8 protein-coding genes are annotated in these 12,904 nt (G+C 67.8%); 4 read left to right on the top strand and 4 right to left on the bottom strand.

Annotated elements, in window-relative coordinates; genetic code table 11:
* Position 1: 1 nt before the first annotated feature.
* Positions 2–1,510 carry a cytochrome ubiquinol oxidase subunit I gene (locus ACTWQR_RS04130; RefSeq protein ID WP_443225479.1) on the bottom strand — a complete coding sequence of 503 codons (1,509 nt, stop codon included), beginning with the start codon at positions 1,508–1,510 and terminating at the stop codon, positions 2–4.
* A 338-nt stretch (positions 1,511–1,848) separates the two neighbouring features.
* Complete coding sequence (gene hisC, locus ACTWQR_RS04125; RefSeq protein ID WP_443225478.1) at positions 1,849–2,931, bottom strand: histidinol-phosphate transaminase; 1,083 nt, start codon at positions 2,929–2,931, stop codon at positions 1,849–1,851.
* A gap of 393 nt (positions 2,932–3,324) precedes the next feature.
* On the opposite strand from hisC, the gene ACTWQR_RS04120 reads away from it, so the two are divergent.
* From ACTWQR_RS04120 to ACTWQR_RS04110, 3 genes are all read left to right on the top strand, one after another.
* Complete coding sequence (locus ACTWQR_RS04120; RefSeq protein ID WP_443225477.1) at positions 3,325–4,437, top strand: LacI family DNA-binding transcriptional regulator; 1,113 nt, start codon at positions 3,325–3,327, stop codon at positions 4,435–4,437.
* Between the two features lie 191 nt (positions 4,438–4,628).
* Positions 4,629–5,777, top strand: coding sequence for a metallophosphoesterase (locus ACTWQR_RS04115; RefSeq protein WP_443225476.1), 1,149 nt, complete (start codon positions 4,629–4,631; stop codon positions 5,775–5,777).
* Positions 5,778–5,960: 183 nt separating this feature from the next.
* Positions 5,961–6,833 (top strand): hypothetical protein, encoded by an 873-nt coding sequence (locus ACTWQR_RS04110; RefSeq protein ID WP_443225475.1) that lies wholly within the window; start codon positions 5,961–5,963, stop codon positions 6,831–6,833.
* A gap of 1,030 nt (positions 6,834–7,863) precedes the next feature.
* On the opposite strand, the gene ACTWQR_RS04105 is transcribed toward ACTWQR_RS04110, so the two are convergent.
* Both ACTWQR_RS04105 and thiC read right to left on the bottom strand, forming a co-directional pair.
* Positions 7,864–9,249, bottom strand: a complete 1,386-nt coding sequence (locus ACTWQR_RS04105) for a VWA domain-containing protein (RefSeq protein WP_443225474.1) — start codon at positions 9,247–9,249, stop codon at positions 7,864–7,866.
* A gap of 94 nt (positions 9,250–9,343) precedes the next feature.
* A complete protein-coding gene (gene thiC, locus ACTWQR_RS04100; protein WP_443225473.1) occupies positions 9,344–11,191 on the bottom strand; it encodes a phosphomethylpyrimidine synthase ThiC in 1,848 nt (615 codons plus the stop codon).
* Positions 11,192–11,412: 221 nt separating this feature from the next.
* Between thiC and ACTWQR_RS04095 the strand changes: the two genes are divergently transcribed.
* Positions 11,413–12,891: a YibE/F family protein gene (locus ACTWQR_RS04095; protein ID WP_443225472.1), complete on the top strand. Its 1,479-nt coding sequence runs from the start codon at positions 11,413–11,415 to the stop codon at positions 12,889–12,891.
* The last annotated feature ends 13 nt before the right edge of the window (positions 12,892–12,904 follow it).

The following is a 12,904-nucleotide window of genomic DNA, read 5'->3' as shown; positions in this document are numbered from 1 at the left end:
CCTAGTAGGAGAAGGCCATCGGCTTGTCGGCGTCTCGGGAGTCGCCGCCGATCTTCGTGGGCGGGTTGAGGTCGGCCTCGGTGAGCTCGGGCGGACCGGCCTTGACGTACTTCGCGAGCAGCTTGACCTCGATGACGGCGAGGATCGCATAGAGCGTCGTGAAGACGATCATCGAGGTGAGGATCTCGCCCTGCGAGACACCGGGGGAGACCGCGTCGCGGGTCTGGAAGACGCCGTAGACGACCCACGGCTGGCGGCCCATCTCGGTGAAGATCCAGCCCCAGGAGCTCGCGATCAGCGGGAAACCCAGGGTCAGGATCGCGATGCGCCAGTACCACTTGGTGAGCGTCGGACCGAGCGCCTTGTTCTTGAGGAGCACCACATGCGGCACCTCGTCGTCGCCCACCCGCAGGTGCTGCGGCAGCATGAACTTCTTCCTGGTCAGCCAGAGTCCTGCCAGACCGATGGCGAAGGACGTCATGCCGAAGCCGATCATCCAGCGGAAGCCCCAGTAGGCAACGGCGATGTTGGGCCGGTAGTCGCCGGGCCCGTACTTTTCCTGCTCGGCCTTGTTGACGTCGTTGATACCGGGGACGTACGAGCTGAAGTCGTCCTTGGCGAGGAAGGACAGCAGTCCCGGGATCTCAATGGCGACCTTGTTGTGGCCTGCGTCGACGTCGCCGTAGGCGAAGACGGAGAAGGGCGCCGGCGCCTCACCGTCCCACAGCGCCTCGGCAGCGGCCATCTTCATGGGCTGCTGCTCGTACATGACCTTGCCGAGGAGGTCACCACTGATCGCGGTGAGCATGCCACCGACGACCACGGTGACCAGGCCGAGCCGCAGCGAGGTCTTCATCACGGGGATGTGCTTCTTGCGGACCAGGTGGAAGGCGGCGATGCCGACCATGAAGGCGCCACCCGTGAGAAAGGCCGCGGAGAGGGTGTGGAAGACCTGGGTGAGCGCGGTGTTCTGGGTCAGAACCAGCCAGAAGTCGGTGAGTTCGGCCCGGCCCTTCTTCTCGTTGATCCGGTAGCCGACGGGGTGCTGCATCCAGGAGTTGGCCGCGAGGATGAAGTATGCCGAGAGGATCGTGCCGATCGAGACCATCCAGATGCAGGCCAGGTGGATCTTCTTCGGCAGCTTGTCCCAGCCGAAGATCCACAGGCCGATGAAGGTGGACTCGAAGAAGAAGGCGATCAGTGCCTCGAAAGCGAGGGGGGCACCGAAGACGTCACCGACGAAGCGTGAGTAGTCGGACCAGTTCATGCCGAACTGGAACTCCTGCACAATGCCAGTGACGACGCCCATCGCGATGTTGATCAGAAAGAGCTTTCCCCAGAACTTCGTCGCTCTGAGGTACTTCTCCTTCTCCGTGCGCACCCAGGCGGTCTGCAGGCCCGCGGTGAGCGCGGCGAGCGAGATCGTGAGGGGGACGAAGAGGAAGTGGTAGACGGTGGTGATGCCGAATTGCCATCGCGCCAGAGTCTCCGGCGCCAGAGCCAATTCCACGTCGTCAGTCTCCTTACATCGCCGTGGCGACAGCGGCAGTTTGACCCGCTTGTCACAGACATCACGGGATCAACCGGGACACGCTTGTGAACGCGTTCACATTCACAAGCAATTATGACGCATACCCGTTCGACTGTTGACAGGCGGGGGGTCCCAAGGAGTGCGCGACTGGACCTCTGGCGCGAAGTGGCTGGCCAGGGTATGCGGCGGGGCGGGCAACGTGACGGAGGAGACTTCGCCCTGGGCCCGACCTCTCCCCTCGACGCACCTAACCCACCCCGCCCCCACCTCCCGGACGCCCGCCAACCGCTCCAGAGCCCGAACCGCTCATCAGCCGGCTACAGCTCCTTGCGGAACCCGTCCGTCACCTTCAGGAAGATGTCGTTCCCCTCGGTCTCGCCGACCGTCACCCGAACCCCCTCGCCGGCGAACGGCCGCACGACGACCCCGGCCTGCTCGCACGCGGCGGCGAAGTCGAGCGTGCGCTCGCCGAGCCGCAGCCACACGAAGTTCGCCTGCGTGTCCGGCACCGTCCAGCCCTGCCCCCGCAGCGCGTCGGCCACGCGTGTGCGCTCGCACACCAGCGAGCCGACCCGGCCCAGGAGTGCGTCCTCGGCCTGCAGCGAGGCGACCGCCGCGTCCTGCGCGAGCTGGCTCACGCCGAAGGGCACGGCCGTCTTGCGCAGCGCCGCCGCCACCGGCTCATGGGCGATCGCGAAGCCGACCCGCAGCCCGGCGAGCCCGTACGCCTTGGAAAACGTACGCAGCACGCAGACGTTCGGCCGCTCGCGGTAGAAGTGGACGCCGTCCGGCACCTCGGGATCCCGGACGAACTCCCGGTACGCCTCGTCGAGGACGACAAGGACATCGCTCGGCACCCGGTCGAGGAACCGTTCCAGCTCGGCCCGGCGCACCGCGGTACCCGTGGGGTTGTTGGGGTTGCAGACAAAGATCAGCCGCGTCCGGTCGGTGATCGCGTCCGCCATCGCGTCGAGATCGTGCACGTCCCCCGGCGTCAACGGCACCGGCACCGACGTCGCCCCGCTGATCCGGGTGATGATCGGGTACGCCTCGAAGGACCGCCAGGCGTAGATCACCTCGTCGCCCGGTCCCGAGGTCGCCTGCACCAGCTGCTGGGCGACGCCCACCGAACCCGTGCCGGTGGCCAGATGGGCCTGCGGCACCCCGAACCGGTCCGCCAGCTCGCTCATCAGCGCCGTACACGCCATGTCGGGGTAGCGGTTGAAGGACCCGACGGCCGAGGCCACGGTCTCCATCACGCCCGGCAGCGGCGGATACGGGTTCTCGTTGGAGGACAGCTTGTACGCCACCGGACCGCCGGCGACCGCGGCAGGCTTCCCCGGCTTGTACGTGGGGATACCCTCCAGCTCGGCACGCAGCTTGGGGCTCGTCTCGCTCACCGCAGTCCTCCTCGTGACCATCACCGGCTTCCAATGCTTCTCACCTTAAGAGGATTCGGCGCCGCTGCGTATGGCTCGGGACCGACCGAGTAGGCACTCCCGGGCATCAGCGCACGAAGGCGTACGAAAGAGGGGGCGTGCCCCCTGTCGGGGCTCGCGCCGGTGGCTCGCGCCGTGGCGCGCATCCCTCGTGAAGGTGAGTTGAGACCTCTTCGAAACATGGCCGATTTGGCAGGCTCATGCGCGCCGACAAGTGACGTACCACCCACACAACGGTCAACTCTCTTGTTTTCCAAGGCAATTGACTGTTTATGACCATGCAGAAACGTGCCTGTCAACGAGTGAATATGCGTCCGCACTACCCCACCGCATGAGCCCTACTATCGGCTCGCCATGACAGCAGCAGGGAAGCACCAGGTGAGCCGGTCGGAGACTTCACGCCGGGGGGGCAGGCCGGGCCGGGCGGGCATCAGAGACGTGGCCGCGGCCGCGGGAGTCTCCATTACGACAGTGTCCGACGCGCTCAACGGCAAGGGGCGGCTCCCGGACGCCACCCGACGCCATGTCCGCGAGGTCGCCGACCGGCTGGGCTATCGCCCCTCCGCCGCGGCCCGAACCCTCCGTACCGGCAAGTCGGGCCTCATCGGCCTGACCGTGACGACGTACGGGGATGAACCTTTCACCTTCACGGAGTTCGCGTACTTCGCGGAGATGGCCAGAGCCGCCACCTCGGCCGCGCTCGCCCGGGGCTACGCCCTGGTCATCCTCCCCGCGACATCGCGCCACGACGTGTGGTCGAACGTGGCCCTGGACGGGACGGTGGTCATCGACCCCTCCGACCACGACCCGGTCGTCAGCGAACTGGTCCGCCAGGGCTTACCGGTGGTCTCGGACGGCCGCCCGGCCGGCTCGCTGCCGGTGACCGCCTGGGTGGACAACGACCACGAGGCCGCGGTCCTGGGCATCCTCGATCACCTGGCCGCCGCCGGGGCACGCAGGATCGGCCTGCTGACGGGGACGACCACGGACACATACACGCACCTGTCCACAACCGCGTACCTCCGATGGTGCGAGCGCGTGGGCCAGGATCCGGTGTACGAGGCCTATCCCGCGCACGATCCGTGTGCGGGAGCGGTAGCCGCCGACCGGCTGCTCGCCCGGCCCGACCGGCCCGATGCCGTGTACGGGCTGTTCGACCCGAACGGCACCGACCTCCTCGCGGCGGCCCGCCGTTACGGTCTGCGCGTACCGGACGACCTGCTCCTCGTGTGCTGCAGCGAGTCCACCGTCTACGCCAGTACCGAGCCGCCCATCACGACGCTCTCGCTGAAACCACGCCGGATCGGCACGGCCGTGGTCCAGCTCCTCATCGACGCGATCGAGGGGGTCGAATCAGACCAACCGGTCCAGCAGGTGATACCGACGGAGCTGATCGTGCGCACGTCTTCCGAGCGGCGGCCGCCGCGCACGACCGTCAACCCGCCTCGATCGCCGGAGAAGGGATGACATCCGGCGGGGAAAGCCCCTCCCAATTCGGGAGAAAACCACGATGAACTGGGGTTCCGCTCGTATTCACCACCCCTGGGTCATCACATGGCGCGATCCGCATTCCTATGATGGGCGGACGACACCGCGGGCCGCTGCGACCAGGCAGTCCGATGCGGTGCAGATGCGGCGCGATGGTGGTGGAGGGGTCGATGACTCAGGGGGCCGGTCAGGGACCCGAGATGCGGACGCCGACGGTGCGCGACTTCCGCGTACCGGCGTACGTCCACGAAGCCGGTCCGTACGCGCAGTCCCCCGGCCCGTACGCGCAATCTGCTGACGTGTACGACCAGGCCGCCGATCCGTACGGCGGGCAGAATCCCTATGCGCAGCAGACACCTCCCGGCGAGGTCGCAAGACCGGCCGAGGAGGCGGAGGGCTACACGCCGACGCAGCGCGATCTGCCCGTCATCAACCGCGGCGACACGCTTCAGGTGACGGTCGATCCCGAGGCCGGACCGGTCCCCCAGCCCACCGAAGGGCCGGGGCCGCTGTACGTCGTCGGCGACGTGCACGGCTATCTCGACGAGCTCGTCGCCGCGCTGCGCGAAAAAGGGCTCATCGACATCGAAGGCAGCTGGTCGGCAGGGACCGCGCGGCTGTGGTTCCTCGGGGACTTCACCGACCGCGGACCCGACGGCATCGGCGTCATCGATCTCGTGATGCGGCTGTCCGCGGAGGCCGCGGCGGCCGGCGGCTACTGCAAGGCGCTGATGGGCAACCACGAGCTGCTGCTGCTCGGCGCCAAACGGTTCGGCGACACCCCCGTCAACTCCGGGGCGGGTACGGCCACCTTCCAGGCGGCCTGGCTGCTCAACGGCGGCCAGAAGACCGACATGGAGCGCCTCCAGGACCATCATCTGCAGTGGATGTCCCGCCTCGACGCGATGGAGGTGGCGGACGGGCACCTCCTGGTGCACTCCGACACCACGGCCTATCTCGACTACGGCGACTCCACCGAAGCGGTCAACGACACCGTCCGCGAAACGCTCACGCGCAACGACGCGGACGAGTGCTGGGACCTCTTCCGCAAGTTCACCAAGCGCTTCGCGTTCCGCGACGACGGGGGCGCGCAGGCCGTGCACCAGCTCCTCGACGTGTACGGCGGATCCCGCATCGTGCATGGTCACAGCCCCATTCCGTACCTACTGGGCGACGTCGGGTCGGAGGACGGCGAGGATTCCGCGGGGCCCGTGGTCGAAGGACCGCATGTGTACGCCGACGGGCTCGCCATCGCGATGGACGGCGGCGTGACCATGGCCGGAAAGTTGCTGGTCCAGCAACTCCCGCTGGATAGCTGAGCGTTCATCGGGCAGGCGTCCTCCCGTGGAGGACAGCGCGGACGTAGGGGCAATTTCTGGAAACCCCCTGTCACCGCGTGCCGTCGCCGCTCTACCATCGGCTTATCCGTAGCAGGCTCCCCTCCGTTTCTGCCCGACGGCTCGTCAGCATGCCGAGCCCCAAGCCCTACGGAGCATCGGGGGATGCACATGAACAGCGTTCCGCAGCACCTGCTGAGCGAGGACCGCCAAGAGTACGAGCGGATCCTCGATGAGGCGCTGCGCTCCGCAGCACACCGTCCGGAACTCGCCGCTGTCGGCCAGCGACTCAACCCCGAACAGCTGCGCACGATGGCGCTCAACGCCACCGCTCTCATCTCGGCGGCCGCGGCGACCGAGTACCAGCACTATGTGAAGGTCCGCGAGGAAATGCGCCAGCCGGCGCCGTCCACCCCTCCCGTCCGCGAAGGGTCTACCGGTTCCACGGATCCGGCCACGGGCGCGGTGGGGGTCGCCACCACCCTGGGGGAGGTCGCCGAGACGGCCGGGGCGGGCGCCGCCGCCGTCGTCGCGGTGCTCGCCCCCGTCCTGGCCGGCACGGCTGCGGCGATCTTCCTGCTCGTCGGCTACATCCTGAAAATGCTCGACCCCGAGCCGGCGATCGCCCAGACCCTCCTCACCACCGGGTGGGTCTTCGGCGCGATCACCGCGGCCACGATCCTGGTGGCCGCGGTCGGCCTTCTGCTCACCGCCCTGCGCAACGGTTCGAGCTCACTCCACGCAGACGCGCACGGCGAACGCAGCGAGGAAGTGTCCCGGGCCAGGGACGCCTGGCGGGAAGCCCTCCTGGAGCGCGGCATCCTGCCGTTCCTCAGGGAGGCACTCGCCGACCCCGGCACAGCCGCCCTCAGCCGTAGGAAGCCGTCGGCGCCGACCAGCCGAATGCCCCAACTCGGCTACAACCGGCCGGGCTTCAGCAGCCCCGACGGCGGCCCGGAAGAGGGCTCCCGCCCCAGCTTCTCGAGCCCGGACTTCTCGAGCCCGGACTTCGGGGGGCCGGAGCACCAGCCGGACTGAGACGGTCCGGGGCCCGGCCCTTCGCCGGGTCCGAGCAGCAGGGTGAGAGCGGCCGGGTCCGAGCGGAGGCACGAGGACCGACCGGGTACGAGCAGGAATCAGGGGCTGGCTGGGGCTGAGCAGAGGGGCGCGAAGCCTGGCCGGTTTCCAGTTGCGGAGCGAGGACCGACCGGTTTCGAACAGCGACGAAGCCCGGCCGGGTTCCGCAGGGGAGCGAGGTCAGGCCGCCCAGGGGGAGACCGGCGGGAGCGAGGGCCGCCGACAAGTCCCGGGCTGCCGACGCCTCGCCTCGACGGAACGACAGCCGCACGGGCATCCCGGTCCGCGACACGAGGCCGCGGACCGGAGCCCGGAGCGCTGCCCTGGTCGATCCCGCGCAACTGCGCCCGGCGAAACCGTGTCACCGACCGGGGCGCACCCAAGCGGCTGATCCCGCCGACTGGCGTACGGCGCCCTGCTCCTAGCCCGCCCGGATGCGGGGCCGGCCTGACCAAGGCGGGCCTCGTACCGACGGCGCCCTGGCCACGCCCACGCCTGGAGACCTGCCCCATAGCCCGCGGCCGGATCCCGCACGCCGCACGCCTGCCAGGCCCGGCTAGAAGCCGTGCATACCTGCCCGGAGCAGGTAGCGTCGTCGGATCGGTCTTCCGCCCGATTCCAGAGGCCTATCGTCGCGAATATGAAGTCCGTCACAAGGTTCGCGTGGTTCTGTTCGATGATGATCATCTGGTGTTCTCACGCCGAGGATGGCCGGGCGGCTCTCCGTACTGGACCGTAGGCTCGCCAGCCGACCGCCCATGCCAGGCAGAGTAGGGATGTTGATCACGCCAAGCGCGATCTTGGCTCTACCGTTATGGCCTGCGGCAGGGCATTGCGGTCCCCGGCGAGGCCCCGGCCGTCGTGATCGAGGCCTCGGAGAAGGCGGCAGGCAGCCCTCCGGTCTCAGTCCGCCAATGGCAGGTGCGTCCAATTCCCCGCGGCCGCGAACCCGAGGAAAACTGCACCCCAGCGACTGCCCAACAGGGCCGGATCAGAGGATGCCTGCCTGGCCGGCGGCAGCGATCCAGGCCGGGAACTCGGACAGAAGCCGGTCGTACAGCTCCGGGTCGGGGACTGTGGTGATGTCGTCCACAGCAAAGAATCCGACGTTGTCGACCCGACGGCCCGGCAGGGTGTCGAATCGCTCCAGCACGCCATAGTTGGACCGCCCGAGACCCACAAACTGCCAGAAGATCGGTTCCTCTACCGCTTCCCGAAGCTCCCGCTCGATCGCTGCATTCCGGTAGACGCCTCCATCGGAGAAGAACAGCACCAGAGTGGGGGCAGCGGTCGGGTTCTCACGGACGTACGCACGGACTTGGGCGAGCGCCTTCTGTTCCTCGTTCTGGATACCGACCGCCCGCATGTCCACCTGACCGGCTTCCAGCCCCCTCCGCGGTTTCTTGCTTCGGCGGAAGAGACTCAGTTCGCCGACTCTGACGTGGAGCCGCAGCCAGTCGGGCAGCTCCCCCAAACGCAGATCAGGCAGTCGGGCTGCCTGCGAGGCGAACGTCCAGGCCTGCATCTCACCGTCGTCGTCCAACTGCGCGGCAACGGCGGCCATGCGCTCTACCACGTCGACCACGACGCCCCTGGAGTACAGGAATGACATGGAGCCGGAAGCATCGAGGACCAGGATGACCCGAGCTGTGACACCAGCTGCTCCGTGCTTTCGCAGACTGACCGCCACCTGCTCCTTGCGCAGAGACAGGCGCTTGCGCATATCCACAGGCAGCTGTTCCTCGCCCTTGCCCAGTCGCGGACCGGTAGGTGCCACGGACGACGGGGCGGGCGGTTCCGGCACGGGTGCGGTCGGCCGAGTGGACGCGGCTGTGGCCGAGGAATCATCGTCGACGGTGATACCGAAGTCAGTGGCCAGCCCGGCGAGCCCGGAAGCGTATCCCTGCCCGACGGCACGGAACTTCCACCGGCCGTCCCGCAGATATAGCTCGCCGCCGATGAACGCCGTCTCTGTCGTGGCCTCCATGCCGAATCGCGCAAGCTCGATCTGCGACCCGGCGTCGAGCAGCCTCAGCATCAGTCCGGACATCTGGCCGAACGTCCCGCCGTCAGCCGACGCACACAGCACGATCCGCTCGACGGCCGGTTCCAACGAACGCAGATCCACTTCAACGGTGTCTGTCGTAACACCGGCGACCGTCTTTTTTCCGATGTGCCGTACTGCGTTGGACGCATGCTGCGGCTGGTTGTAGAAGACGAAGTCACCGTCGTCACGAACGCGTCCTTCCGCGGTGAGCAGCAGTGCCGAGGCATCGGCGTCAGGCACGCCAGGCCCTTTGTGCCAAGCGAGCTCGGCACGCACCGCGGAAGAACTGACGGGGAAGTTGGCGCCCTTGCTCATTGATCTGGCTGTCATGCGGTCAGTCTGCCCAGCTCGGAGAGCCGAAGGACTGCCTTTCCGAGTCGCAGGCGAGGTGATGCCCCAGCCCTCGGGGCATCACCTCCTGCTCTCAGTCGGCCAGCGGCAGATAGACCCGGTTCCCGCTCGCCGCGAACTCCTTCGATTTCTGCAGCATCCCCTCAGCGACCTCCTCAGCCGACGCACCCGCAGCCGCCGTACCACCGAACTGCTCTGTGATGCTTTTACTGATCTTCATCGAGCAGAACTTCGGCCCGCACATGGAGCAGAAGTGCGCCGTCTTGGCCGGTTCGGCCGGGAGCGTCTCGTCGTGGAACTCACGGGCGGTGTCCGGGTCCAGGGCCAGGTTGAACTGGTCCTCCCAACGGAACTCGAAGCGGGCGTCCGACAGCGCGTCGTCCCACTCCTGTGCGCCCGGGTGTCCCTTGGCGAGGTCCGCTGCATGGGCCGCGATCTTGTAGGTGATGACGCCCGTCTTGACGTCGTCACGGTTGGGCAGGCCCAAGTGTTCCTTGGGCGTGACGTAGCAGAGCATGGCCGTGCCCCACCAGGCGATCATCGCGGCACCGATGCCGGAGGTGATGTGGTCGTACGCCGGCGCGATGTCCGTCGTCAGCGGGCCGAGCGTATAGAACGGAGCTTCATCACAGATCTCCTGCTGAAGGTCGATGTTCTCCTTGATCTTGTGCATCGGGACATGCCCCGGGCCCTCGATCATGGTCTGTACGTTGAAACGCTTCGCGATCCTGTTGAGTTCCCCGAGCGTCTCCAACTCGGCGAACTGCGCACGGTCGTTGGCGTCCGCGATCGACCCGGGCCGCAGACCGTCGCCGAGCGAGTACGTGACGTCGTACGCGGCGAGGACCTCGCAGAGCTCCTCGAAGTTCTCGTACAGGAACGACTCCTTGTGGTGCGCCAGGCACCAGGCGGCCATGATCGAGCCCCCTCGCGAGACGATGCCGGTCTTGCGGTTCGCGGTGAGCGGCACGTACGGCAGGCGCACGCCCGCATGGACGGTCATGTAGTCCACGCCCTGCTCAGCCTGCTCGATGACCGTGTCCTTGTAGATCTCCCAGGTCAGCTCCTCGGCGCGGCCGTCGACTTTCTCCAGCGCCTGGTAGAGGGGGACCGTACCGATGGGGACAGGGGAGTTGCGCAGCACCCACTCACGCGTCGTGTGGATGTTACGGCCGGTTGACAGGTCCATGACCGTGTCGGCCCCCCAGCGGGTCGCCCAGGTCATCTTCTCGACCTCCTCCTCGATGGAGGAGGTGACCGCCGAGTTCCCGATGTTGGCGTTGACCTTCACCAGGAACCGCTTGCCGATGATCATCGGCTCGATCTCCGGGTGGTTGACGTTGGCCGGCAGAACGGCCCGGCCCGCCGCGATCTCCTCGCGTACGACTTCGGACGAAATGTTCTCCCGGACGGCCACATACTCCATCTCGGGCGTGATCTCGCCCTGCCTGGCGTATGCGAGTTGCGTCACAGCCTGCCCGTCGCGACTCCGCCGAGGCTGGCGCGGACGCCCCGGGAAGACCGCGTCGAGGTTGCGCAGTCCGCCGCGCGGCGAGGTGTGCTTGATCCCGTCGTCCTCGGGGCGGACGGGACGGCCCGCGTACTCCTCGGTGTCGCCGCGCGCGATGATCCAGTTCTCACGGAGGGGTGCGAGACCCCTGCGTACGTCGGTGTCGACGGTCGGATCTGTGTATGGGCCGGAGGTGTCGTACAGAGTGACCGACTGGCCGTTGGTGAGGTGCACCTGACGGACCGGCACCCGCAGGTCGGGGCGCGAGCCCTCGACATACGCCTTGTGCCAGCCGATGGACTTCCCGCTCTCGCCGTTCTCGGGTGAGGCAGACGCCTCACCGCTGTCGTCCGGGGCGACCGCCCCGTTCGTCTGGCTGGAGGCAGGCGTGCGTACGTCCTTGTTGGTCATGAGACCTACTCCCTACGCCGGCATTACCCGGTAACAGGTTCGGCGGTCGACGCAGCATTTTTCCGCCCGGCGATGTTCCACGTGAAACATCGCGGATGCGGAGGTCAGCGCCCTCTCAGCCCGGTGCTCCGAGCTCCCGCGTGTGCAAAGGTGCCTCCACGCTAGCGTCAGATGTGGCGCGGTGAACAGTGGGCCTCCGCTGTTCTTGCGATGATCGGTCGGTGACCACGATGCAACAGCCCCCACGCCCGCCGTCCGAACCCCCACACGGACACGGCCACGACGGCCATGGGCACGGGGGCGGACATGGACACGGAAGCGACGGGCCCGGACCGGGTGGCGGAGGCGACGGACCCGGCGGCGGTGAGGGACCCGGCGGTGGCAGTCACGGCCACTCGCACAGTCACGGGCCCGCCACGCCTGTCTCGATGCACCTGCGCAAGGTCATCGCGGCGGTGCTGATCCCCTTCGCGGCGGCGGTCGTCGTCGGCCTCGCGGTGCTCTGGCCGGGCGGCGCCCCCGGGCACGAACGCACCGGTGTCGGCTTCGACCGCCAGACCCAGCAGGCCACGGTGACCAAGGTCGACGAGGTCGACTGCAAGTCCGTGAACGCATCGGGAGTGCCCCCGACCGGCGACACGTCGACCGCCGAGGGCTCATCCGCGCAGCAACAGGCGTCCGGCACCTGCAAGAAAGCGACGGTCCGCGTCGACACCGGCAAGGACAAGGGCCGTACTTTCACAGAGATCATCCAGCCGGACTCCTCGCGGCAGCTGAAGCAGGGCCAGGAGGTGATCGTGGCGTACGCGCCCGACGCCCCCAAGGAGCTCCAGTACTCGGTCACCGATGTGAACCGCAGGCTCCCCATGGCGCTCCTCGCCGGCATCTTCGCCCTCGCCGTGGTCGTGGTGGGCCGCCTGCGTGGCGTCATGGCGCTGATCGCACTGGCCGTCAGCTTCCTCATCCTGACGTTCTTCATCCTGCCCGCGATCCTCCAGGGCTCGAATCCGCTGGTCGTAGCGGTGGTCGGGGCGAGCGCCATCATGCTGATCGCCCTGTACATGTGCCATGGGCTCTCGGCCCGTACGTCGGTGGCGGTACTCGGCACGCTGCTGTCGCTACTGCTGATCGGGCTGCTCGGCTCGCTGTTCATCGGCTGGGCCGCGCTGACCGGCAACACGGACGACAACACCGGTCTGATCCACGGTCTGTATCCGTCCATCGACATGAGCGGTCTGCTGCTCGCGGGCGTCATCATCGGTTCGCTCGGTGTGCTCGACGACGTGACGGTGACGCAGACGTCGGCGGTCTGGGAACTGCACGAGGCAAACCCAACGATGGGCTGGCGCGGGCTGTACCGCGCGGGTATACGTATCGGCCGCGACCACATCGCGTCCGTCGTCAACACACTCGTCCTCGCCTACGCGGGCGCCGCGCTGCCACTGCTGCTGCTCTTCTCGATCGCGCAGAGCAGCGTGGGGACGGTGGCCAACAGTGAGTTGGTCGCCGAGGAGATCGTGCGCACGCTCGTAGGCTCGATCGGACTGGTCGCCTCGGTGCCGGTCACCACGGCTCTCGCGGCTCTGGTCGTCTCGGCGGACCGCCCGGGTTCCGCGGCCCCGGCACAGCCCCTGCCGCAGCCTCAGCCAGGCACCAAGGCACCGCTGCGCGGTGGGAGCGGCCGCCGCCGCAAGCACTGAAGCCGCCCCGCCT

The organism is Streptomyces sp. 2A115 (genome assembly GCF_052245575.1).
In the GTDB taxonomy this organism is placed as follows: Bacteria; Actinomycetota; Actinomycetes; order Streptomycetales; family Streptomycetaceae; genus Streptomyces.
This window is presented reverse-complemented; position numbering and strand designations above follow the sequence as displayed.

What these genes read in the sequence shown, in the direction of transcription:
- ACTWQR_RS04120 (WP_443225477.1), top strand. Translation starts at nt 3,325, where the DNA reads ATGACAGCAGCAGGGAAGCACCAGGTGAGCCGGTCGGAGACTTCACGC.
- ACTWQR_RS04115 (WP_443225476.1), top strand. Translation starts at nt 4,629, where the DNA reads ATGACTCAGGGGGCCGGTCAGGGACCCGAGATGCGGACGCCGACGGTG.
- ACTWQR_RS04110 (WP_443225475.1), top strand. Translation starts at nt 5,961, where the DNA reads ATGCACATGAACAGCGTTCCGCAGCACCTGCTGAGCGAGGACCGCCAA.
- ACTWQR_RS04105 (WP_443225474.1), bottom strand. Translation starts at nt 9,249, where the DNA reads ATGACAGCCAGATCAATGAGCAAGGGCGCCAACTTCCCCGTCAGTTCT.
- thiC (WP_443225473.1), bottom strand. Translation starts at nt 11,191, where the DNA reads ATGACCAACAAGGACGTACGCACGCCTGCCTCCAGCCAGACGAACGGG.